The sequence below is a fragment of the Accumulibacter sp. genome (assembly GCF_023806565.1).
Lineage (GTDB): Bacteria > Pseudomonadota > Gammaproteobacteria > Burkholderiales > Rhodocyclaceae > Accumulibacter.
In genome coordinates this window covers 34393-54433 of sequence record NZ_JAMTDV010000119.1, presented here as the reverse complement: position 1 = coordinate 54433, position 20041 = coordinate 34393, and the positions used below count along the sequence as shown (strand labels likewise).

At 65.4% G+C, this 20041-nt stretch carries 28 protein-coding genes; 20 read left to right on the top strand and 8 right to left on the bottom strand.

Annotated features, from left to right (window positions below; all coding sequences use genetic code 11):
- Window positions 1-12 precede the first annotated feature (12 nt).
- Genes NFV80_RS13815 through NFV80_RS13800 form a run of 4 tightly spaced genes read right to left on the bottom strand, consistent with a single transcriptional unit; the run spans window position 13 to window position 922 of the window.
- A complete protein-coding gene (locus NFV80_RS13815) occupies window positions 13-321 on the bottom strand; it encodes a hypothetical protein (RefSeq protein WP_295330470.1) in 309 nt (102 codons plus the stop codon).
- A complete protein-coding gene (locus NFV80_RS13810) occupies window positions 318-497 on the bottom strand; it encodes a hypothetical protein (protein WP_295330468.1) in 180 nt (59 codons plus the stop codon). Before NFV80_RS13810 ends, NFV80_RS13815 begins: the two co-directional genes overlap by 4 nt.
- Window positions 494-706: a helix-turn-helix domain-containing protein gene (locus NFV80_RS13805; protein WP_295330466.1), complete on the bottom strand. Its 213-nt coding sequence runs from the start codon at window positions 704-706 to the stop codon at window positions 494-496. Before NFV80_RS13805 ends, NFV80_RS13810 begins: the two co-directional genes overlap by 4 nt.
- Window positions 707-739: 33 nt before the next feature.
- Window positions 740-922: a hypothetical protein gene (locus NFV80_RS13800; RefSeq protein WP_295330465.1), complete on the bottom strand. Its 183-nt coding sequence runs from the start codon at window positions 920-922 to the stop codon at window positions 740-742.
- Between the two features lie 26 nt (window positions 923-948).
- Here NFV80_RS13800 and NFV80_RS13795 point away from each other — a divergent pair, with 26 nt between their 5' ends.
- Both NFV80_RS13795 and NFV80_RS13790 read left to right on the top strand, forming a co-directional pair.
- Window positions 949-1431 carry a hypothetical protein gene (locus NFV80_RS13795; protein ID WP_295330463.1) on the top strand — a complete coding sequence of 161 codons (483 nt, stop codon included), beginning with the start codon at window positions 949-951 and terminating at the stop codon, window positions 1429-1431.
- A gap of 78 nt (window positions 1432-1509) precedes the next feature.
- On the top strand, window positions 1510-1755 hold the full coding sequence (locus tag NFV80_RS13790; protein WP_295330461.1) for a hypothetical protein: 246 nt from the start codon (window positions 1510-1512) through the stop codon (window positions 1753-1755).
- Window positions 1756-1860: 105 nt separating this feature from the next.
- On the opposite strand, the gene NFV80_RS17480 is transcribed toward NFV80_RS13790, so the two are convergent.
- Window positions 1861-2112, bottom strand: coding sequence for a helix-turn-helix domain-containing protein (locus tag NFV80_RS17480; protein ID WP_366143435.1), 252 nt, complete (start codon window positions 2110-2112; stop codon window positions 1861-1863).
- Window positions 2113-2224: 112 nt separating this feature from the next.
- Between NFV80_RS17480 and NFV80_RS13785 the strand changes: the two genes are divergently transcribed.
- Window positions 2225-2569, top strand: coding sequence for a helix-turn-helix transcriptional regulator (locus NFV80_RS13785; RefSeq protein ID WP_295330457.1), 345 nt, complete (start codon window positions 2225-2227; stop codon window positions 2567-2569).
- Window positions 2570-2725: 156 nt separating this feature from the next.
- Window positions 2726-3211 carry a hypothetical protein gene (locus NFV80_RS13780; RefSeq protein WP_295330455.1) on the top strand — a complete coding sequence of 162 codons (486 nt, stop codon included), beginning with the start codon at window positions 2726-2728 and terminating at the stop codon, window positions 3209-3211.
- Between the two features lie 231 nt (window positions 3212-3442).
- Here the strand turns inward: NFV80_RS13780 and NFV80_RS13775 are convergent, their stop codons facing one another.
- From NFV80_RS13775 to NFV80_RS13765, 3 genes are all read right to left on the bottom strand, one after another.
- Window positions 3443-3763: a hypothetical protein gene (locus NFV80_RS13775; RefSeq protein WP_295330453.1), complete on the bottom strand. Its 321-nt coding sequence runs from the start codon at window positions 3761-3763 to the stop codon at window positions 3443-3445.
- A gap of 25 nt (window positions 3764-3788) precedes the next feature.
- Window positions 3789-3917 carry a hypothetical protein gene (locus tag NFV80_RS13770; protein WP_295330451.1) on the bottom strand — a complete coding sequence of 43 codons (129 nt, stop codon included), beginning with the start codon at window positions 3915-3917 and terminating at the stop codon, window positions 3789-3791.
- A gap of 71 nt (window positions 3918-3988) precedes the next feature.
- Window positions 3989-4387, bottom strand: a complete 399-nt coding sequence (locus tag NFV80_RS13765; RefSeq protein ID WP_295330449.1) for a hypothetical protein — start codon at window positions 4385-4387, stop codon at window positions 3989-3991.
- Between NFV80_RS13765 and NFV80_RS13760 the strand changes: the two genes are divergently transcribed.
- From NFV80_RS13760 to NFV80_RS13685, 16 genes are all read left to right on the top strand, one after another.
- Window positions 4374-5483 (top strand): peptidase, encoded by a 1110-nt coding sequence (locus tag NFV80_RS13760; RefSeq protein ID WP_295330447.1) that lies wholly within the window; start codon window positions 4374-4376, stop codon window positions 5481-5483. The two genes, NFV80_RS13765 and NFV80_RS13760, sit on opposite strands and share 14 nt — an antisense overlap.
- A gap of 57 nt (window positions 5484-5540) precedes the next feature.
- Window positions 5541-5915, top strand: a complete 375-nt coding sequence (locus tag NFV80_RS13755) for a DUF2190 family protein (RefSeq protein ID WP_295330445.1) — start codon at window positions 5541-5543, stop codon at window positions 5913-5915.
- A 54-nt stretch (window positions 5916-5969) separates the two neighbouring features.
- Entirely contained in the window at window positions 5970-7055 is a 1086-nt protein-coding gene (locus NFV80_RS13750; protein WP_295330443.1) for a phage capsid protein, read from the top strand.
- Window positions 7056-7165: 110 nt separating this feature from the next.
- Complete coding sequence (locus tag NFV80_RS13745) at window positions 7166-7342, top strand: hypothetical protein (protein WP_295330441.1); 177 nt, start codon at window positions 7166-7168, stop codon at window positions 7340-7342.
- Between the two features lie 71 nt (window positions 7343-7413).
- Window positions 7414-7758, top strand: coding sequence for a hypothetical protein (locus NFV80_RS13740; RefSeq protein WP_295330439.1), 345 nt, complete (start codon window positions 7414-7416; stop codon window positions 7756-7758).
- Complete coding sequence (locus tag NFV80_RS13735; protein WP_295330438.1) at window positions 7755-8174, top strand: DUF1320 domain-containing protein; 420 nt, start codon at window positions 7755-7757, stop codon at window positions 8172-8174. Before NFV80_RS13740 ends, NFV80_RS13735 begins: the two co-directional genes overlap by 4 nt.
- Window positions 8174-8596 (top strand): hypothetical protein, encoded by a 423-nt coding sequence (locus tag NFV80_RS13730; RefSeq protein ID WP_295330436.1) that lies wholly within the window; start codon window positions 8174-8176, stop codon window positions 8594-8596. The genes NFV80_RS13735 and NFV80_RS13730 overlap by 1 nt, the downstream gene beginning before the upstream one ends.
- A 227-nt stretch (window positions 8597-8823) precedes the next feature.
- A complete protein-coding gene (locus tag NFV80_RS13725) occupies window positions 8824-9789 on the top strand; it encodes a phage tail tube protein (protein ID WP_295330434.1) in 966 nt (321 codons plus the stop codon).
- A gap of 1 nt (window position 9790) precedes the next feature.
- Window positions 9791-10141, top strand: a complete 351-nt coding sequence (locus NFV80_RS13720) for a phage tail assembly chaperone (RefSeq protein ID WP_295330433.1) — start codon at window positions 9791-9793, stop codon at window positions 10139-10141.
- Window positions 10142-10236: 95 nt separating this feature from the next.
- Entirely contained in the window at window positions 10237-10464 is a 228-nt protein-coding gene (locus tag NFV80_RS13715) for a DUF1799 domain-containing protein (RefSeq protein ID WP_295330431.1), read from the top strand.
- A gap of 24 nt (window positions 10465-10488) precedes the next feature.
- Window positions 10489-13170 carry a phage tail length tape measure family protein gene (locus tag NFV80_RS13710; RefSeq protein WP_295330429.1) on the top strand — a complete coding sequence of 894 codons (2682 nt, stop codon included), beginning with the start codon at window positions 10489-10491 and terminating at the stop codon, window positions 13168-13170.
- A complete protein-coding gene (locus NFV80_RS13705) occupies window positions 13170-13526 on the top strand; it encodes a hypothetical protein (protein WP_295330426.1) in 357 nt (118 codons plus the stop codon). The genes NFV80_RS13710 and NFV80_RS13705 overlap by 1 nt, the downstream gene beginning before the upstream one ends.
- Window position 13527: 1 nt before the next feature.
- Window positions 13528-14004, top strand: a complete 477-nt coding sequence (locus NFV80_RS13700) for a DUF1833 family protein (RefSeq protein ID WP_295330424.1) — start codon at window positions 13528-13530, stop codon at window positions 14002-14004.
- Window positions 14004-14393: a hypothetical protein gene (locus NFV80_RS13695; protein WP_295330422.1), complete on the top strand. Its 390-nt coding sequence runs from the start codon at window positions 14004-14006 to the stop codon at window positions 14391-14393. The genes NFV80_RS13700 and NFV80_RS13695 overlap by 1 nt, the downstream gene beginning before the upstream one ends.
- Entirely contained in the window at window positions 14384-19033 is a 4650-nt protein-coding gene (locus tag NFV80_RS13690) for a host specificity factor TipJ family phage tail protein (protein ID WP_295330421.1), read from the top strand. The genes NFV80_RS13695 and NFV80_RS13690 overlap by 10 nt, the downstream gene beginning before the upstream one ends.
- A 2-nt stretch (window positions 19034-19035) precedes the next feature.
- Window positions 19036-20040: a hypothetical protein gene (locus NFV80_RS13685; RefSeq protein WP_295330419.1), complete on the top strand. Its 1005-nt coding sequence runs from the start codon at window positions 19036-19038 to the stop codon at window positions 20038-20040.
- Window position 20041 lies beyond the last annotated feature (1 nt).

Here is a 20041-nt window from a genome sequence, read left to right as displayed (position 1 = left end):
CGTGCAATGAAATTACGTCGGCAGCCGCGTGTAGCGCTGCTCCACTTCCGCCACCTTCGCCTGCGCCGAGCGCAGGCCGAAGGAAAACTGCACCGCGATCTGCACCACTTCCGGCCCCAGCCGCCAGCGCTTGCTCTCGTCCTGCACCGCCCAGCCCTTGTGCGCCAGCGCCTGCAGATCGCGCAGGATCATCGGTTCCGGCAGGCGCAGATCCGCTGCCACGTCGGCCAGCCGCCGCCCGAACACCTCGTTGCCGGCCAGCGCCCGGATCACGTCGATCAGTCGCAGTTGCGCCGCGTTGTTGGGCATCGTCTCGTTCATGCCGCCCTCCGGCCCTTCGCCCGCGGCGCCTGGCCGAGCGAAGCGCCGGCGCGTTCGCACGGCGCGCGGCGGCTGCTCCTCGGTTTCGCCATCAGCCAGCCGCCCAGCAGGCTGGAATGCACCGCGATGCCATGGCGGATCGCCAGGCGCAGGCGATCCAGCGAAATTCGGTTCATACCGTTTCCTCCTGCGGGTATTTGCCCGGCCAGAGCTCTTCCAGCGTCCGCCCGGTTACCTGCGCGATCGCCAGCGCCACGCGCCGGCTGGTGGTGATCCCGGCGAGCACGTAGCCCACCGTCACCTTCGAGACGTTCAGCTGCCGGGCCAGGTCCGATTGGCTGATGCCGGCCTTCTTCAGCAGGCACTGGATGTCGGCCATCTGCATTGCTTTTCCCTAGTCGTTAGGCTAATTTGTGAGTCAATGGGTCTTGCGTTCGAGCCCGGCGAAGTCGATCCGCACCTGCGCGTGCAGGTGCTCGGCCGAGAGCACGATCGATTCCGCCAGCAGATCCGCGTTGCGCCGATTCGGCATCGACATCTCGGCTTCGAACAGTTCGACGCGCCGCTTCAGGTCGGCGAAGAGAAATTGGGTGGTGTTCATGAGGTGGGCTCCGAAAGGGGGAGGAAATGAATTTCGATCTGTTGAAAGCCTATTTCGAGCAGGTGCTCGCCAAGCCGCTGGAGAAAACCACGCCGGTACGCTTGTCGGGATGGGAATCCGCCGAGGCCCTCTGGCCAATCAACGAACGGTTTCGCGCCAACTTCCACCAGATCCGATCCTTGCCGTATGACGCTTCCTGCGAAGCGGCAGCGGACGCAGCCATCGAGGCGTTGGCTTTCCATCGGCCGGGCGCGGATTGGGCAGATCTGGACGCCGGCACCTGGCGCGTTCTCCTCGAACGACAGCAGCAGGCCCTCGTTGTGGCCTTGGCCAATGAACGTGCCGGGAGTCCGCTCATTCCGGTTCCTTCCGGTCTTCCCAGGTCCGCTCGAACAGGGGCAGCACTGCTGTTCTTAATGCATCGAATGAATCTCCCCTTTCCAGTGCAAGATCGATCTGGTTTCGAAGTTCCGAGAGGAGCGCTGCCGGCATCGCTGCGGCGACAATGAAGGGGCGGTCGAAATCGATCGAAGACCATGCAGACGACGTCATGCGACCTCCTGTAATGATGGAAAGGAAAGAAAGCCATGGAAAAATCGGTAGATGAATCGGTCGTCAAACTGACGGCAGGGATACTGCATGCGCTGCAGCTCGTAGTGGTTGCCCTGGAATCGAGCGGATCGATTGACCGGCAGGCGTTGGAATATCTAATTGATCAACGTCTGCAGGCGATGTCTCAGAGTGACCTGGAAGCAGCTCCCCTGGCGATGATGCTGCAGTGGCTGCGTCCGCAGGATCCGCCGTCTCCGGTCTTGCGGCTTGTAAAAAGCTGACGAACCCCGCCAGCGCCAAGTCCATACGTCGTTTCTCGATTCTTTTCTCACGATTCCGTGAAAAACGTCCGGGACGAACCGGCAGCGAACGGCGAACGGGCGGGTTCATGCGACCTCCTGAAAGTGGGGGGATTGGGGGGTGATGGGGCGGATGCGTAATTCTGGGTAGCGGCCCGGCCAGGCGACGTTGGGGTCCAGCCCCGTCAACTCGCAGATGCGGCGGGCGATGCGGAGGGAACGGTGACGGCCCCGAACCACATAGGAGACCGCCTGATGGCTGACACCCAGGCCGCGCGCTACATCGCTGGCAGTGGTGCCAGTCTTGCGGATCGACGATTTGATGTCTTCTGGGTGCATGGTCTGGGTCTGACGCCGTCAACGTGTGGTTTTTGTTGCATGTGCAAGTGAATTTGTTAGGCGAATTATGAGGAACAAACGTACCCCTTGTCAAGCGCTATGAGGAACTAATGTGCCCACTATCGGAAATCGTTTGCGGGAAGAACGCGAGCGGATTGGCATGAGCCAGGCCGCGATGGCGGAGATCTGCGGAGTAACGATGCGGTCTCAGCGAAACTACGAAAAGGACGAACGCCTGCCAGACGCGAGTTATCTGGCTGCAGCGACGCAGGCCCGAGCAGATGTCCTCTATGTGCTAACCGGTCAGCGATCTCCGGGCATGTCTTCGCTCACCCCCGAAGAATCCGCCCTCCTGGACAACTACCGCCACAGTCCGGAAGCGGCGCGCGCCGCGCTGCGGGCGACGAGCGATCTGTTCGCGAAACACGATTGCCCCGGCGCCGCCGAATCCGCCTGAAGCCCGCTAGCGCCCCGCCCGCCGCGCCCGATGCCTTCCCCTGCCCGGAACGCGAAAGGCCGTTTATAAACGCACAGAGGCCGCGCGGAGGCCGGATTTTTCGAAGGGGAACCGGGATGGATGCGTTCTGCTTGTCTCTCACCTGGAGCTTCGAAGATGATTCTTGATCGAACCGTGCAGCGCCAATTGCTGGAGACCCTTGCGGCCGCTTACCCGGTGCAGGTGGAAATCGAGCCTTTGGGATTGGACAACGCAATCGCCAGCGCGAACTTGCGTTACCTCGAAGAGCATGGCCTGGTCACCAATATGGAGCGCGATGTTCTCGGCGCTCCTTACCAGATCCTCGTATCGTCCATCACCGCTCGCGGAATGGATTTTCTTGCGGACGATGGAGGTCTCTCCGCCATCCTTGGCGTGACGGTGGTCAAGCTCCATGCCGATACGCTGCGCGAACTCATCGCCAGCAAAATTGCTGCATCTACGCTTCCTCCAGGCGAGAAGAAGCGACTGGTGGAGGCGCTTCGCTCCTTACCTGCCGAGGCGCTGAAGCACCTAACCAAACGCCTTCTGGACGCGGCGCTGGACCATGTGCCGGACGCCATTCTGCTGCTGCAAAAATGGCTTGACCCCTCAAGCTTGTAAGAAACTCGAAGCGCATCCATCCCATCAGTGGGCCTTGCGGCGTGGAGAACTCCAGCCAGAATCCCGTTTCAATCCGGCTTTGGCAAAATCGGAACGGGAACGAGAGCAGCAACTGGTGGGCTACGCCTTCCCCGCGGCCATACTCCAGCCACGCATCGGCGCCCGCGTTTTCGAGCGAGGGGAAGCCGCTCGTGGTCATCGTTCGTTTTTCTTCCATGGCTCGTTTCTTCCTCACATCCAGTGTTGCAACACCCAGCCGATGCTGTACGCCACGAACGGCTTGATGACGTTCCTTTCCGTCACCCGGACCAAATAATCGGCGATGTGCTCTTCGGGTTGGGCAGCGGGAAACGGCCGCGTCAGGTACGTCGGCAGCAGCCAAATCCCCATGGTGGCCGGCATCGAGAGCGGCGGCAGGCCGAACGTCGGCACGCAGAACCATTGCCACAACGCGGCCACGACATAGCCGTTCCACATCAGGAACGCGGGAAAGAACAGCAGCGACAGCAGGTAAATGGCGATTTCCAGCCGCCCAGGGGACGAAGTACTCATCAGGTTTCCTTCTCAAAATTCCTTCTCACAACGCTTCCCATCCCGTCCCCGTCCACCGCTGCAGCATCTTGCCGCCCTCGGTCGTCACGCCTTCCTCGACCAGCGTCTGCCAGATCAGGCGAAAGCGGCGGTCGCGCTTCGAGAGCTCCTGCACCGCCTGTAGCGCGGTCGGGCTGCAGGGGCGCTTGGCCCAGCCAATCGGGTCTTTCGGCCCGCTTCCCGGTTTCAGGGTTCGCTCGCTTCCTTGAGTTTGATCGCCGCACCCACGCCGGCCATCATCGATCCGATCCCGATCCCGAACTCCTGCAGGCTGAACGGATGGCCGCGCCAGACGGTGTCGTAGATCGATAGTCCCAGCCCGACGGCAAACGACGCCACCGCCAGCCAGCGCGCGAGGTCGTGCGTGGTGTTGTCTTTCCCCGTCAGAATCTGGCGCAGCGCTTCCGGCATCAGTTCGAATCGCAGGGCATGGGGGTCTCCTGATCGGTAGGGGGATAGGCGGACCCGGCGCATCGGGCCTGGGCAGCGAGTGTCGCGCGCGCGCGTGGCGCGACGGGACATGAAGCGCTTCACGGCGGAAACGCGGGGAAGGGCCGGGCAGAATGCCGCCATGGCAAAAAACACCTCTTCCCTGCTGCAGATTTTCCGGGCCGGCCGGCATACCGCGATGAGCGGCGCCGTGCTGGATTTTTCCGATGCGGACCTGGCGGCCACGGCCGCGGCCTACGACCCTGCTCGCTCCGAAGCGCCGATCGTCGTCGGCCACCCGAAGACCGACGGGCCGGCCTATGGCTGGGTGCGTTCGCTCTCGTTCGCCGAGGGCGGGCTCGAAGCCGAGCCGCACCAGGTCGATCCGGCTTTCGCCGAGCTGGTGGACGCCGGGCGCTTCAAGAAGATTTCGGCGAGCTTCTTCACTCCGGACGCGCCGAACAACCCGGTTCCCGGCGTCTATTACCTGCGCCACGTGGGATTTCTCGGCGCGCAGCCGCCGGCCGTCAAGGGCCTGCGCTCGCCGGAATTCGCCGATGGCGACGAGGGCGTCGTCTCCTTTGCCTGTGTCGAGGACAGCGTGAACGCCGCGCTCTGGCGCGGTCTGCGCGAGTGGCTGATCGCCGAGCGAGGGCTCGACGTGGCCAACCAGGTGGTTCCCGATTACCAGGTGCAAGCGCTCGAAGCCGCCGCGCAGCAGGACTCTTGCGACGATGCGCAGCCGATGCCCAGCGCCTTTGCCGATTACTCCCAGGAGAACTTGATGACTCCCCAAGAAATGGCCGCCCTGCAGGCGGAGAACGCAAAGCTTCGCCAGCAGGTGAAGGAATCTGCCGATGCGGCGCTCGCTGCGCGGCGCGCGGCCACCACCGCCAGGCACGAGGCGTTTGCCGACACGCTGATTGGCGCCGGCCGCTTGCTGCCGGCGCAGCGTCCCGTGGCGGTGGCGCTGCTCGACCATCTCGCCGACCACGATCTGCCCGCGTCGTTTGCCGAGGGCGAGGAGAGCAAGCCACTGCTGGCGGGCGTGCAGTCGCTACTGGAGTCGCTGCCGGTGCAGGTTTCGTTTGAGGATATCGCCACCCGCGAGCAGCGCGGGCCGGCGGTCGATCGCAACGACCCGGTGGCACTGGCGAAGGCGGCGCAGGCCTTTCAGGATTCCGAGATGGCGGCCGGGCGCTCGATTTCGATCGAGCAGGCGGTGGCCACCCTGGCCAAAGCATCCCGTTAAACCGCCGCTTTCCCACTTCCCTTTTCCCCGTTTTTTAACCTTTGAGCCGAGGACCCGATGAGCAATCCCACCCTACTCAAGAGCTTCACCGCCGGCGCGGCGATCTCGCCGTTCCGCCTGGTCAAGCTGTCGGCCGCCGAAACGGTCATCCAGTCGGCGGCGACGACCGACCTTTTCATCGGTGTTTCCAACGAAGTCGGCGCCGCCTCTGGCGAACGGCAGGACGTGGTGCTCGACGGGGTCGCCTTCGTCGAGGCCGGCGCTGCCTTTGCGCTCGGCGCATACATCGGCAGCGACGCATCGGGACGCGGCATCACCGCCGCACCCGCCGCCGGCGTCAATAACCGCATCATCGGTCTGGCGCTCGAAGCCGCAAGCGCCGCCGGCGACGTGGTCCGCGTGCTCGTCTGTCCGGGCTCGTTCCAGGGCTAAGCCTTTTCCCCCCTTCCGCCTTCCGCTTTTCTTTCCCTTTCTCCGGAGAACTCCATGCGAAACCACTCCTTCGATCGCCGCCTGATCGTCCCGGCGTTGCTGATGCTGACCACCTGCGCGCTGCTGATCGCCAACCTGTGCGGCGTCCTGCACCTGCCCTGGGATCAGATCGGCTACCTGGGTCTGGCCGGCACGACCACCGCCTTCCCGGTCAACCCCGAGCTTTCGGCCATCGCCATCGGCTGGCGCAACCGCGATGTGGACATGATCGCGGACCAGGTGCTGCCGCGCGTGATCGGTCCCAAGAAGTTCGCCTACACGAAGTACACGCAGGCCGACGGTTACACCGTCCCCGCCACCCGGGTGGGCCGCAAGAGTGACCCGACGATGGTCGATTTCGGCGGCACGCTGGTCTACGACGAGTGTGTTGACTGGGGCCTTGATGACCTGGTGCCGAACGATGAAATCGAGGCGTTCAACGCGATGCCGCATCCGGCCAGCTTGGTCTCGCCGCAGGCGAAGACGGTTTCGCTGCTGACCGGCCTGGTGCTGCTCGACCGCGAAATCCGGGTGGCCAACCTGGTGTTCAACACCAGCAACTTCTCCGCCGGCAACCAGGCGACGCTATCCGGCACCTCGCAGTGGAGCGATTTCACCAACTCGAACCCGCTCGACGCGATGCTCGTCGCGCTCGATGTCCCGCTGATTCGGCCGAACACCGTCGTGCTCGGGCAGCAGGTATGGACCAAGGTCCGCCAGCATCCGCGGCTGATCCAGGCGGCCAACGCGAGTGCGCAGACCGGCGGCGCGATCACCCGGCAGGATCTCGCCGATCTGCTGGAGGTCAAGAACGTCCTCGTCGGAACCGGTTTCCAGAACACCGCCAAGAAGGGGCAGACGCCCACCTATGCACGGGTCTGGGGCAAATACGCGGCTCTCTTGTTCGTTTCCGAGGATCAGGCGAACGCCGATCAGCCGACGTATGGTTTCACGGCACAGTTTGGCCAAAGGGTCGCCGGCACCATCCCAGACCAGCGCAAGGGACTGCGCGGCGGACAAATCGTCCGCGTCGGCGAGTCGGTCAAGGAAGTGATCGCGGCGAACGACGCGGGCTATCTCTTCGCCGCGGCGATCGCGTAAGGAATACATGACGGGAGGGGCTTCCAGGGTGTCCTGGGTCAAAGCCCCTCGTTACACGCTTCCCCAGGTCGCGTTGGCGGCCTGGGGCTACGGACATACCAGGAGCCACGATGAACACCTACCGCATCCTCACCCCGGTCGAACACGACGGGAAGCGCTTCGAGCCGGGCTACACGATCGACCTCGAAGACGCGCAGGCGGCCCCGCTGCTGGCGCTGGCGGCGATCGAAGGGCCGGTCGCAGCAGTCGTCCCGGCCGAGGCCGGCAAGAGCAGCAAGAGCGCATGAGCTTGTCCAGGCAGACCGTGTCCGTGATCCTGCGCCTCCTGAGTGCCTTCTGCTTTGTCTTGGGGGGCAGCATGCTGCTGATTTTCTCGCTGTTGTTGATGTTGGCGCTGTTCTCTCGCGACTCCGACGCGCAGGAACTGCGGCAGTTCGCCGTCGCCGATCTGACGGCCGCCCGGGCGGACGCGGAAGCGCACCAGGATGCGACGGCGGTGCAGTGCTATGCGGCGCTGCTCGAACAGGCGCGGACGCCCGTGGCCGCGCCGGTGGGGATTGTCTCGGCGTTTCAGCGTGCCCGCGATGTACACCGCGCGACGCAATCCGAGGCGCTGCAGACCGCGTGCGGCCCGCTGGCGGTCGAGGCGGTGCTCGGCCTGCGGCAGCTGCCGCAAGTCGTGATCTGGCCGCCGCTGCGATGACCTACGCCCTGCAGGCAGACCTGGTGGATCGCTTCGGATCCACCGAGATCGCACAGCTCACCGACCGCATCAACGGCACGGTGATCGACGCGACGGTGCTCGGCCGGGCGCTGGCGGACGCGGACGCGGAGATCGACAGCTACCTCGCCGCGCGCTACAGCCTGCCGCTGGCCAGCGCACCGACGGCGCTGGTGCGCGTCGCGGCCGACATTGCGCGCTATCGCCTGTTCGACGATCGCGTCACCGACGCGGTGCGCGCGCGCTACCAGGACGCAGTGGCCTACCTCAAGCAGATTTCGCTGGGCAATGTCGTCATCGATGGCGCTTCGCCGCTGACCCCCGCCGCGACGGCGATGGCCGTGAAATCGTCCTCGCCTGAAAAGACCTTCAACGACGATCTGCTGGGGCTCTACTGATGGATCTCGCTCCGATCCTCGCGCGCCTGAAAAGCCAGCTGACCGGATTCAAGACGGTCGGCAGCGCCGTCGACCTCGAAGCGCTGGGCGCCAGCGTCGCCGCGTCGCCTTCCTGCTACCTGCTGCCGATGGCCGAATCCGCCGAGGACAACCGATTGCTCGGCGCTTTCGAGCAGAGGGTGAACGTCACCTTTTCGGTCGTCCTGGCGGTGTCGAACAAGCGCGATGCCGGCGGCTCCGCGGCGATGGGAGATCTGGAACCGCTGCGCGCGCTGGTCCGCGCCGCGCTGATCGGCTGGCCGCCCGATCCCGCCATCGGCGAGCCGGTACGCTTTGCCGGCGGCCACCTGCTGCGCTTCGAAAACGCGCTGCTCTGGTGGATGGATGAATTTCGTGTCACGACCTATCTGAGGAGTCCCTGATGCCCACTCCCCCGCGCCTCCCCGGCGAACCCTCGACCAACAAGCCGGCGCCCGCATCCCTCGCCGTCGATTCCGCAGTGGCGCCCTCACCCTCGATCCCTCTCCCGGGGGGAGAGGGAAGGGATGGGGAAGGGGAGACGCTTCTCTCCTCTCTCCCCCCGGGAGAGAGGCCGGGAGAGAGGGCGGAAGCGCCCGTTCCGCCTGCCGCCAACGTGAAGGAGTAAAGCATGCCGCGTTACATCCGCAATACCGCGATCCTCGCCAAGATCGAATCCACCTACGGCACCGACGCGGTTCCGACCGAAGGCGCCAACGCGATCCTGGTCTCGAACGCGACGATCAACCCGCTGGCCGCCGACAACGTCTCGCGCGATCTGATCCGGCCCTACATGGGCGGCAGCGAGCAGCTTGTCGGCGTCGTCCACATCGAGCTTTCGTTCGACGTGGAATTGGCGGGTTCCGGAGCCGCCGGCACGGCGCCGGCGTACGGGCCGCTGCTGCGCGCCTGCGGTTTTGCCGAAACGGTGACCGCCTCGGTGCGCACCGAGTACAACCTGGTGACGCCGGTGGCCGATTCGGTCTCGATCTACTACTTCTCGGACGGCGCCCGCCATGTCGCGCGCGGCTGCCGCGGCAAAGTCTCGATCAAGATGAGCGCCAGGGATCGGCCGCTGCTCTCGTTCAGGTTCCTCGGCCTCGATGGCGGCGTCACGGCGACGGCGCCATCGACGCTGACCCTGAGCGGATTCAAGACGCCGGCGGTGATCAGCGATCCCAACACCGGCGATTTCACCCTGGGCTGCACCTACACCGCGGCGACGCCGACGCTTACCGGCGGTACCGGCTATCCGAGCCAGGGGCTGGAGATCGAACTCGGCAACGACGTGGCGTATACGGCCCTGCTCGGCGGAGAATCGATCGACATCAGCAAGCGCGAAGTCACCGGCAAGGTGAGTCTCGATCTGACGGCGGCGCAGGAAGCGACCTTCATGACCAACGTCAAGGCCAACACGCTGCAGGCCGGCGGCCTGATGCACGGCACCGCGGCCGGCTACAAGGCGATGTTGTTCCTCCCTGCGCTGCAGCTGATCAACCCCAGCAAGGTGGAGGTCAACGGCCGCCTGCTCTGCGGCTACGACCTGCGCGCCGTGCCTTCGTCGGGCAACGACGAAATCAAGATCGTGGTGCACTGAGATGTCCGAAAAAAAGCCCCTCTTCCGGCTCGAACCGAACCCTACCTTCTGGGCTCCCGTCGAGATCCACGTGCCCGGCCAAGGAAAAGGCCGCATCGAGGTGGAATACCGCTACCCCGACGCGTCTGCCCGCAAGGCCTGGGTCGATTCCCTGCCCGGCCGGACCAACCACGAAGCGCTGTCGGACATCGTCACGAACTGGCGCGAGATCGACGCGCCGTTCAGCCCGGAGAACCTGCAGCGCCTGCTCGACCACTACGCCACGGCGGCGACGGCGCTGTTCGAGGCCTATTTCGACGAGCTCGCCGGCGTTGTGGAAAAAAACTCCGGGCGGCCGTCCGCCACTGGCTAGGTGCGGGCGGCCGCGGCTGCGACGAGACGGCCGCAGCGCTCGCAGCCTTCGGCGCCGACGCGGCCACGGTGGCATCGGTCCAGGAAGGTCGGCAAGTGCCGGCCTTCGGCGTGTGGAAAGAGAACGTGCTGCCGCTGGAGGTCTTCCTCGCGCTGCAGACGCAGTGGGCGGTTGGCGGCATGGGCGGGGTGATCGGGCTGCGCTACGAAGCGCTGCCGGCGGTGCTCGATCTGCTGCAGATCAAGAAGCGCCGGCGGCGAGACTTGTTCGCGGCGCTGCGGGTGCTGGAAGCGGAAACGCTGCGGGAACTATCCCAAAGATAAGCGAGTGAGACACGAGCATAGACCATGGCAAACGACGAACTTGTCCTGAAAATACGCGTCGATGGCGCTCCGCAGGCGGCGGCCGGCGTGGAGCAGGTCAAAGGGGCCATCGCCCGCACCGAGGTGGCCACCGACGAGCTGTCGGAGAGCGTGCAGAAGCTGCTTGCCAAGTACGACCCGCTCGGCGCCAAATTGCGTGCCCTTGAAGCCGACTTCCGCGCACTCGACAAGGCCGCGGCCGGCGGCAAGATCGGTTCCCGCTACGACGCCGCCGTCGATTCGGCGTACAAATCGCTACAGGAGCAGATCGCCAAGACGAAGGCCTTGATGGTCACCGCCGGCGTTGCCGGGGCCGAGGGCTTCGAGAACGTCGCCAAGGCGGCCGAGAAATCGATGTTCGCCACCGTTGGCGCTCGGCGCGAGCTGATGGTGCTCGCGCACGAGGCGGTTTCCGGGAATTTCTCGCGCATCCCCGGCAGCTTCATGGTGCTCGCCGAGCGGATGCAGCTGACCGGCGGCGCGCTGGCCGCGCTGATCAATCCCTTCACGATGACCGCCGCCGCGGCGGCAGCGCTGGGCGTGGCGTATCTGCAGGGGAGCGCCGAAGCGCATGAGTTCGCCCGGGCGCTGGTGCTGAGCGGAAACGCGGCGGGGAGTTCGGTCAGCCAGCTGCAGGCGCTCGCCGGACAGGTCGCGAACTCCACCGGCGCGACCAAGGGGCTGGCCGCGGAAGTACTCAGCCAAGCCGCCGCTACGGGCAAGGTGTCGAGCGACATGCTGCAACAGGTCGCGCAGGCGGCGATCCAGCTCGAGCGTGTCGGCGGAAAGGCGGCGTCGGAAACCGTGCAGGAGTTCGCCGAACTCGGCGGCGCACCGGTCGAAGCGGTGAAGAAGCTCGACGAGAAGTACCACTTTCTGACCGCGTCGGTGCTCGAGCAAATTCAGGTGCTGCACGACCAGGGGCAGGAAACCGACGCGGCGCGTCTGGCGCAGACCACGTACTTCGATGCGCTTTCCTCCCGCATTCCGGCGCTGGCGGAGAATCTGGGAATCCTGGAGCGCGCCTGGCACGGCATCCGCGACGCCGCCAAGGGCGCCTGGGACCGAATGCTGGAGGTCGGTCGGAACGGCTGGAACCCCTTGGCGAATCTCGACGCGGGTTTTGCCAAGACCATGCCGGGAATGGCGTCGATCGTGGATCGTATGAAAATCCCGGAGCCTGGCGAAGCAGGTTCCCGCCAGGCGAGAATCGATGCGGAGATCGCCGCCACCGAAAAGCAGCGTCTCGAAAATCTGAAGAACCAGGCCGGCAAGGCTTTCCTCGCGCTGCGCGAACAGAACCGAAGCCAGCGGGAGCGCCACGATCAGGAAGTGATCCGAGCGCGCGAACTCGGCACGCAATCGGGCGCTTCGGCTGCGGAAATCCAGGACCAGGTACGGCGCATCGACGAGCGCTACAAGACGTCGAAGGGCGCCGCCCGCGACCCGCTGGATACGCAGCTGGAAAACTATCGGCGCGATGCGAACGCCGCCGCGGCCGGCCTGGCGCCGGCGACGGTGAAGGAAATCGAGAACCTCGGCGTACTCCTGCAGCGCGGCAAGGTCGACGCGGCGGAATACAACAAGCTGCTCGACACGGTGTTGAACAAGGATTCGGTGCTGCGTTCCGAACAGGAGCGGATCGACAAGTCGAAGCTCGCGCAATCGGCGATGGGGCAGGCGGTGGAGAACCTGCAGGCGCAGTACGACCGGCAGAACGCGATCTACGGCGAGAAGCAGATGACCGCCGCCGAGCGCGAGCTGGAGAGTGCGCTGCGCAAGGTGCAGGAGGCGGCGAGCAAGGAACGCGAGCGCCTGGCGCAGCTCGCGGCGACCCTGCAGGGCGACGACGTCGATGCGCTCGCCGCCTTCTCGCAGGCGTTGCAGCGGGTGGCCGAACAGGAAGAGCAGCAGATGGAACGAGTGGTGGCGCTGCAGGCCGAGCAGCAACGCCTGAACAGCCTGTGGGAAACCGGCGCCGGGCGGGCGCTGGACAAGTATCTCGCTTCCGCGAAAAGCGTCGCCGACCAGGTCGAGGAGGCATTCACCAGGGGCTTTCAAGGGATGGAGGATGCGCTTTCCAGCTTCGCCACGACCGGCAAGATCAGCTTTTCGAGCCTCGCCAACAGCCTGATCTCCGATCTGCTGCGCATTCAGCTGCGCGCTTCGATGGCGCCGGTGACGCAAGGGTTGAGCGGCTGGCTGAGCGGGCTCTGGGGGGGATCGGGCACCAGCGGCGGCACCATCGCCGGGGTGATGGTCAACGGCGTTGCCGGCGGCCCGCTATCCGGCACGGGGCTGCACGCGGGCGGGATCGCCGGCGCCGAGGCGACCTTTCTGCGCGCCGTGCCTGCCGGCGTTTTCGCCGAGGCTCCCCGGCTGCACGGCGGGGGGATCGCCGCCGACGAAGTGCCAGCGATCCTGCGCAAGGGTGAGGGGGTATTCACTCCCGAGCAGATGCGAGCGCTGGGCTCCCCGCAGATCAGCGTGACGATCAACAACCAGGCGGCGGCCGACGGCTACCAGGCGAGTGCGACGCCGCGGCAGAACGGCGCCGGCTTCGACCTCGAAGTGCTGGTCGCCAAGGTGGTGCAGTCGGATCAGCGGCGCAACGGCCCGATGACGCAGGGCTTCGCGTCGCTCTTCGGACTGGCGAGGGCGGTCTGATGGAAACCTTCCCGAGCACCGCGTTGATCCGCCTGCGCGGATTCGCGGAGAAGCGCGAGTCGGCGCTGCTGCGCTCCGACATGGAGTCCGGCCCGCCGAAGCAGGCGAAGATCAAGACGGCGGTGCTGGTGACGCGGCCCGTCGAGTTGCTGTTCCGGACCAAGGGCGATTACCTGTCGTTCGTGAGCTGGTACGCGGTCAACATCAACGAGGGCGCCGACTGGTTTCAGTGGACCGACCCGGTTTCCGGCACGGTCAAGACCGCCCGCTTCGCCCAGGGCGGATTCGACGCCGCTCCGGTCTCCAGCACCAGCGGCGACTGGAAAATCAGCACCAGCATCGAGACCTGGGGCTGACATGGCGCGCGCGTATTCGTCCGCCTATCGCTCGACCCTTGCCCAGACGAGCGCCCCGGAAGCGCCCGTCGTGCTGCTGCAGATCGACCATCCGGCGCTTTCCGCGCCCGTGCGCGTGGTGAACGACACCGTCGATCTCACCAGCAACGGCAGTCTTTACGTCGCTTTCCCCTTCGATTGCCAGCTGCCGGACGACTTCGAAGGGCAGTTGCCGCGCGCCTCGCTGGTGATCGACAACGTCGGACGCGATCTGATGTACTGGATCGAGACCTCCGGCGGCGGCCAGGGCAGCACCGCCACCTTTTCGCAGGTGATGCGCTCGCGCCCGGATGTGGTCGAGTGGAGCATCCTGATGTACCTCTACAACGTCACCGCCGACGCGCGGCACGTCTCCGCCGAGCTGGGTTTCGCCAATTTCTTCGGCCGGCCGGCGGTGCAGCTGAACTTCCGGCCCGATAGCGCGCCGGGGATCTTCTGATGCACTGGTCCGACCGGTTCATCGGTGAGCCCTACGTGCCCGGAGACGCCGACTGCCTGCAACTTTATTGCCGGGTGAGCAACGAAGTCTTCGGGCGCGAGATCCCGTCTGCCGCCTACGTGCAGCGCGCCGTGACCGCTCTCGGCCGCGCCCGTCAGATGGCGGATGGCGTGGCCCTGTTCACCGCGCCGACCGGGCATCCCATCGAGGGCGACGCGGTGTTGATGCAATGCCGCGGCCGGCCGTCGCACATCGGCGCCTATTGTCTGGTCGATGGCGAGCCCAGCGTGTTGCACGCAATGGCCAATGCCGGCATGACCGTACGCCACGCGCTGCGCGACCTGAACCGCATCGGCCTGGCCATCGAGGGGTTCTACCGATGGGCGTGAGCGATCTGGCCATCGTCAGCCAGCCGCATCCGCTGCTGCCGGCCGCTGATCGGCGCGTCTGGGCGCAGGACTGGCGGCCCGGCGAGACCGCCCGCGCGGTCCTGCTGCGCGCCGGCCTCGATCCCCACTGCGAGATTCATGTCCTGATCAACGACCGCGTGCTGACCCGGGAGGAATGGGATAGCGTCTGCCCGTCTCCCGGCGATCTCGTGCACGCGGTGGCCGCGGTCAGCGGCGGCTCCGGCGGCAGCAACCCGCTGCGGACGGTGTTGATGATCGCCGTGATGGTGGCGTCGTTCTTCGTCGGCCCGGAGATCGGGGCGTATCTCGGCGGCTTCGACTCGGTGGGGGCGATGACCGCCGCCGGCTCGATCGGCGCGCTGGGTCTTTCCGGAGCGGCGTGGGGGGCGATCGGCTCCGGTCTGGTATCGCTCGCCGGCAATCTCGTCGTCGGCGCGCTGTTCAAGCCGTCGACCGGTGCGCTCTCGCAGGTCAATGGCAGCTCCGCCGCCGCTTCGCCGACATACTCCCTGTCCGGCGGGTCGAACAGCCTGCGCCCGTACAGTCCGATGCAGGTCGTCTGCGGGACGCACCGCGTGTTTCCCGACTACGGCGCCAAGCCCTACACCGAGTTCCAGGGCGCCGATCAGTACCTGTTCCAGATCTTCCACTTCGGCTTGTCGACGGTGCAGCTCACCGACCTGCGCATCGGCGATTCTTCGATCGGAAACTATGCCGACGTGTCGCTGTACTGGTCCGACGACAGCGGCGCGCTGCCGCAGTTTCCGGGCAACGTCGACTCGGATTCGGGGGCGACGCTGGTGCGCGGGGCGGACTGGATCGTGCGCACGACCGCGCAGGAGACCGTGCGCTTCGCGATCGATACCGAGGGCAGCATCTATTACGCCTCCGACAAAGGAGCGCTGCCCTGCTGGGTGCGGCTGGAGGCGCAATATGCGCCGTCGGGGACGGGCGCCTGGCAGGCGATGCTGCTGGGCGAAGAGGTCACCTACACCACCGGCTACTGGTCGCTGCAGACGACCGAAGTGGTGTGGGAGCAGACGCAGGTTTCCGACCCGAGCACCCCGTGGCGCGACAGTTTCGTCAGCGAGGGATGGGTCCGGCGCGTGGTGCAGCATGCCTATACGCACGTGGCCTCGGCGCACTACGAAGGCGAGACGCAGCAGATCGGCAGCGAACAGACCTTCGCTGGCCTGGTGCCGGTCTACGCCACCTGGCACTGGGCGCCGTTCTACAGCGACGCGGCGGTGGGCGGCACGACGCCGACCGGGCTGGCGAACGACGGCCCGCAAGCGATCCATACGCCGGTCGCCTACGTAGACATTGCCCACGGTGCGAGCCAGACGCCGCAGCGCCGGACGTTTTCTCTCGACGTGCCGCAGGGCGTCTACGATGTGCGCGTCCGCCTGACCAGCGCCCGCGCGCTTTCCGCCGAAATCCAGGATGGCGACGATCACGGCGCCTACCGCTACTCGTGGACGACCCTGCGCAGCTATCAGCCGGACGACGCGTCGTATGCGGGACAGACCCGGCTCGGGATGATCATCCGCGCCAGCGGGCAACTTTCCGGCGTGGTGCAGCGTCTCTCGGCGCTGGCGTCGGCCTACGCCTGGTGCTACGTCAGCGGCGCCTGGCGCTGGCAGCCGACGAGCAATCCGGCCTGGTGGTATCTGGATTTCGCGCGTGGACGCAAGAATGCGCTCGGCGCGCAAAGCTACGGCTGCCATCTCGACGAGAGCCAGATCGATACGGCCGGGATCCTCGCCTGGGCGGCGTTCTGCGACGTCGAGGGGCTTTCGTGCAATCTGGTGATCGACAGCCCGCAATCCGCCTGGGACACGCTGTCCGACATCGCCCGCTGCGGGCTTGGCTCGCCGTCGTGGGCCTCGGGCAAGCTCGGTGTCGTGTGGGACAGGCGCAACGCGTCGCCGGTGGCCGCGTTCGGCATGAGCAACATCCTGCGCGGCAGCTTCAACGTCCGCTACGTGACCGAGAATCTGGCGGAGGAAATCGTCGTTTCCTACGTCGATGCCGATCGCGACTGGACGCAGCAGCAGGTGCGCGTGACGGTTCCCGGCGTGAGCAATCCGCAGCGCGCCAGCACGATCGAGATCAAGGGCTGCACGAACTCCCGTCTGGCGGGAAAGCTGGCCAACATCCAGGCCTCGGCGCAGGCGTATCGCCGGCGCACGATCACCTGGGACACCGATATGGAGGGCTTTGTCTGCCAGCGCGGCGACGTGGTGCTGCTGCAGCACGATCTGACGCAGTGGGGCTACTCCGGCCGCCTGCTCGCCGTCGCCGGCGCCGTCGTCACGCTCGACCGGAAAGTGCCGCGGGCCGGCGGCACCGACTACGTGATGCTCGCCTTTCCGGATGGCAGCATGGCGACCTTTACCGCGCTGCCGCCGTCCGGTCGCACGAATCTCCTGATACGCTCGGAGCAGTTCGGCCACACCCAGTGGACAAAGGTTCGGGCGTCGATTACCGCAGACTCGGCGACCGCACCGGATGGGTCATTGACGGCGGACAAGCTGGTGGAAGATGCCACCGCTTCCAGTACACACGAGTGCTACTCGTTTCTAGGCAAATCCGGGTCCCCGGTCACCTATACGTTCAGCGTCTACGCAAAGGCAGCCGAAAGGTCACAGATCCTGCTCTTGCTGGACAGCACGATCGGGGGAAATAGCGCGCGCTGCCAATTTGATCTGGCTGCGGGAACAGCGGGAACCCCGTTTACCCAAGGGGCGTTTTCGGGGACCACGGCTTCCATAACTGCGGCAGGAAACGGATGGTATCGCTGCGCGATCACGTCGACTACCGACGCGGATACACGAATCTATTACGAGGTGTTCCTGGTGGTCGCCGGAAGCTATGCGTACACCGGAAACGGGGCGAGCGGAGCTTACCTCTGGGGAGCTCAACTGGAAGCCGGCGCGCTGACCGCCTATATCCCGACGGTTGCCACCCCTGTCACGGTCTACGACGATTCGTCGTCGCTTACCCTGAACAGCGCGCCGACCCTGCAAGGTGGCATGCTGGAAATCGACCATCGCTGGTTCTTCAGCCCGCTGCCGACGCCGGGCAAGCGCGTTAAGATCGTCTCGGTCAAGCCGCTGTCGCAGTACCGCCTTCAGATCGTCGCCACCGACGACGACCCGGATTTGTACGCCGCCTGGGACGGAAGCTGGACACCGCCGGCGAACAACACGCTGCTGCGCGCGTCGGCGCCGACGATCCGGGAGATGGCCGTCTCCGAGTCGCTGGTCCTGACTTCTCCCGGTGTCGTCAGCAACCGCGTGGTGCTTTCGTTCTCCGTGGACGGCGCGTTGGACGCGATTTTCCTGCGCTACCGCGTCGCCTCCGGGCCGCGGTACAGCCGTCGAATCGAAGGCACGAGCCTGTCGTTCGATACCGACGAAACCGGCCCGCTGGAAGTCGAGGCCAACGCAATCTCCGGGCTTTCGCTCGGCGGGCGCTACAACGGCCGCGGCCTGATCGTCGGCAAGTCGGCCGTGCCGCGGGACGTGACCGGATTTTCGCTCGCGGCGAGCGGTGCTTTCGCCTCTCTCACCTGCGATGCGACCGATGAACTGGACGTGCGATTCGGCGGCCGTCTGCTGATCCGGCAGTCTTCCCTGCAGAGCGGCGCGACCTGGAATAACAGCGCTTACCTGACCGATGCGGTACCTGGATCGCCCGTGCTGGTGCCGCTGTTGGCCGGGACTTACCTGGCCAAGTGGGTGGATTCGGGCGGCAGGGAGAGCCGCAACGAGGCGTTGATCCTGTCGACCGTCACCTCGGCGCTGCAGGATCTGAACTTCGTCGCCACGCTCGACGATGGGGGAACGTGGCCCGGCACGAAGTCGAGCGTCGTTCTCGATCCGACGATGGGTGGTATCAAGCTCGACAGCGCGCAGCTGATCGATGCGATCGGGACGACTATCGACGACTGGGCGCCGCTGGACACGCTCGGCGGCAACGTCGTCGATGGGGTCTATACGCTGGCCGCGAATCTCGATCTCGGCCGGGTGCTGACCTCGCGGCTGACCGGCGCGCTGGATCTCCTGGCGTTTTCGGCGACCGATCTGATCGACACCTGGGGCCTGATCGACAGCCGAACCGACACCGACGGCGGCGGTGATCCGGTCGACGGGCGGCTCGACAAGATCGACACCTGGCTGGATCTGGATGGCATTTCGCTTTCCGCGGCGCGCGCGTTCTTTGAGATTTCGACCTCTCCCGATCTGGCGAACTGGTCGGCGTGGCAGGTCTTCCAGGCCGGCGAATGGACGTTCCGGGGCATTCGCGCGCGGCTGCGGCTGCAGGCGGATCTGGCGTATATCAATGTCGTCGTGCGGGGGGCCAGTTTGACCGTCGATATGCCCGATCGTACCGAAGCAGGCAATGATCTGGTCGCCAGCGGGGGCACGCGCAGCATCGCATACGCCAACCCCTTCCAGGTTTCGCCGGCACTCGCGATCGCGGCGCAAGGCATGGGCACGGGGGATTATTACGAAATCACCGGAAAATCGGCCAACGGATTCACGATCAGCTTCAAGAACGCTTCGGGGACGTTGGTGACTCGCAGCTTTGACTACATCAGCAAGGGGTATTGACCATGTCACAACACGACTTCGTCCTCGACAACCAGAGCGGAGCGTCTTTTCGGGCGGACCTCAACGCCGCGCTGCTGGCGATCGAGACGTGCTCCAGCGGCAACAGCGCACCGTCGGTCACGTATCCGTTCATGCTCTGGGCCGATACGGCAAACGGCATCCTGAAACAGCGCGACGCGACCAATACCACCTGGCTGCCCGTGCTGACGCTGTCCACCGGAGCGCCCGTGGCGCTGGCGGCGGGTTCGGTTTTGGGCGCGATTTCCGGGGGCTCACTCGGTCCCTTCAGTCACCGGAACAAGATTTTCAACGGCGCGTTCGCGGTCAATCAGCGGGCCTATGCCTCCGGCGCGGCGCTGGCGGCCGGCAGCTACGGGCACGACCGCTGGAAGGCAGGCGCCGGTGGCGGGGACTATACGTTCACGCAAAACGCCAGCACCACCACCATCACCATCGGCGCCGGCAAGTCGCTGATCCAGGTTGTCGAGGACAAGAACGTCAGCGATACCAGCTACGTTTTGAGCTGGACCGGCACGGCGCAAGCCCGATACGCCGTCAACTCGGCCACCCCGGGGGGTTCATACGCCGCGAGCCCGATCCTGATCACTGGCCAGACGGTGGGATCGACGCTGAGCGTGGAATTCAACGCGGGGACGCTCGGCAAGGTGCAGCTTGAGCCCGGCTCGGTCGTGACTCCGTTCGAGCAGCGCCCGTACAGTTTGGAGCTTGCGTTGTGCCAGAGATATTTCGAAGCTCAGAGCGAAACTCAAAACTATGGCTTTCCTTGCCCTTCTACCGGCGGCTTTGCCGCTACGTTTGTCATTCCTTTCAAAACCAAAAAGCGGGCTTCCCCGACGATTAGCTGGAACATTGGTAGCCAGGTCAATGTGGCTTCTTACTCCAACCTGACGGTCACCCTTGATTCGTTCTCTTTTCAGGTCGTCGGCTCGTCCGCCACAAATACGACGTTTAGTGTTTCAAACCTAACAGCGTCCGCGGAGTTGTGAT

What these genes read in the sequence shown, in the direction of transcription:
- NFV80_RS13815 (WP_295330470.1), bottom strand. Translation starts at nt 321, where the DNA reads ATGAACGAGACGATGCCCAACAACGCGGCGCAACTGCGACTGATCGAC.
- NFV80_RS13810 (WP_295330468.1), bottom strand. Translation starts at nt 497, where the DNA reads ATGAACCGAATTTCGCTGGATCGCCTGCGCCTGGCGATCCGCCATGGC.
- NFV80_RS13805 (WP_295330466.1), bottom strand. Translation starts at nt 706, where the DNA reads ATGCAGATGGCCGACATCCAGTGCCTGCTGAAGAAGGCCGGCATCAGC.
- NFV80_RS13800 (WP_295330465.1), bottom strand. Translation starts at nt 922, where the DNA reads ATGAACACCACCCAATTTCTCTTCGCCGACCTGAAGCGGCGCGTCGAA.
- NFV80_RS13795 (WP_295330463.1), top strand. Translation starts at nt 949, where the DNA reads ATGAATTTCGATCTGTTGAAAGCCTATTTCGAGCAGGTGCTCGCCAAG.
- NFV80_RS13790 (WP_295330461.1), top strand. Translation starts at nt 1,510, where the DNA reads ATGGAAAAATCGGTAGATGAATCGGTCGTCAAACTGACGGCAGGGATA.
- NFV80_RS17480 (WP_366143435.1), bottom strand. Translation starts at nt 2,112, where the DNA reads ATGCACCCAGAAGACATCAAATCGTCGATCCGCAAGACTGGCACCACT.
- NFV80_RS13780 (WP_295330455.1), top strand. Translation starts at nt 2,726, where the DNA reads ATGATTCTTGATCGAACCGTGCAGCGCCAATTGCTGGAGACCCTTGCG.
- NFV80_RS13775 (WP_295330453.1), bottom strand. Translation starts at nt 3,763, where the DNA reads ATGAGTACTTCGTCCCCTGGGCGGCTGGAAATCGCCATTTACCTGCTG.
- NFV80_RS13760 (WP_295330447.1), top strand. Translation starts at nt 4,374, where the DNA reads ATGGCAAAAAACACCTCTTCCCTGCTGCAGATTTTCCGGGCCGGCCGG.
- NFV80_RS13755 (WP_295330445.1), top strand. Translation starts at nt 5,541, where the DNA reads ATGAGCAATCCCACCCTACTCAAGAGCTTCACCGCCGGCGCGGCGATC.
- NFV80_RS13750 (WP_295330443.1), top strand. Translation starts at nt 5,970, where the DNA reads ATGCGAAACCACTCCTTCGATCGCCGCCTGATCGTCCCGGCGTTGCTG.
- NFV80_RS13745 (WP_295330441.1), top strand. Translation starts at nt 7,166, where the DNA reads ATGAACACCTACCGCATCCTCACCCCGGTCGAACACGACGGGAAGCGC.
- NFV80_RS13740 (WP_295330439.1), top strand. Translation starts at nt 7,414, where the DNA reads ATGCTGCTGATTTTCTCGCTGTTGTTGATGTTGGCGCTGTTCTCTCGC.
- NFV80_RS13735 (WP_295330438.1), top strand. Translation starts at nt 7,755, where the DNA reads ATGACCTACGCCCTGCAGGCAGACCTGGTGGATCGCTTCGGATCCACC.
- NFV80_RS13730 (WP_295330436.1), top strand. Translation starts at nt 8,174, where the DNA reads ATGGATCTCGCTCCGATCCTCGCGCGCCTGAAAAGCCAGCTGACCGGA.
- NFV80_RS13725 (WP_295330434.1), top strand. Translation starts at nt 8,824, where the DNA reads ATGCCGCGTTACATCCGCAATACCGCGATCCTCGCCAAGATCGAATCC.
- NFV80_RS13720 (WP_295330433.1), top strand. Translation starts at nt 9,791, where the DNA reads ATGTCCGAAAAAAAGCCCCTCTTCCGGCTCGAACCGAACCCTACCTTC.
- NFV80_RS13710 (WP_295330429.1), top strand. Translation starts at nt 10,489, where the DNA reads ATGGCAAACGACGAACTTGTCCTGAAAATACGCGTCGATGGCGCTCCG.
- NFV80_RS13705 (WP_295330426.1), top strand. Translation starts at nt 13,170, where the DNA reads ATGGAAACCTTCCCGAGCACCGCGTTGATCCGCCTGCGCGGATTCGCG.
- NFV80_RS13700 (WP_295330424.1), top strand. Translation starts at nt 13,528, where the DNA reads ATGGCGCGCGCGTATTCGTCCGCCTATCGCTCGACCCTTGCCCAGACG.
- NFV80_RS13695 (WP_295330422.1), top strand. Translation starts at nt 14,004, where the DNA reads ATGCACTGGTCCGACCGGTTCATCGGTGAGCCCTACGTGCCCGGAGAC.
- NFV80_RS13690 (WP_295330421.1), top strand. Translation starts at nt 14,384, where the DNA reads ATGGGCGTGAGCGATCTGGCCATCGTCAGCCAGCCGCATCCGCTGCTG.
- NFV80_RS13685 (WP_295330419.1), top strand. Translation starts at nt 19,036, where the DNA reads ATGTCACAACACGACTTCGTCCTCGACAACCAGAGCGGAGCGTCTTTT.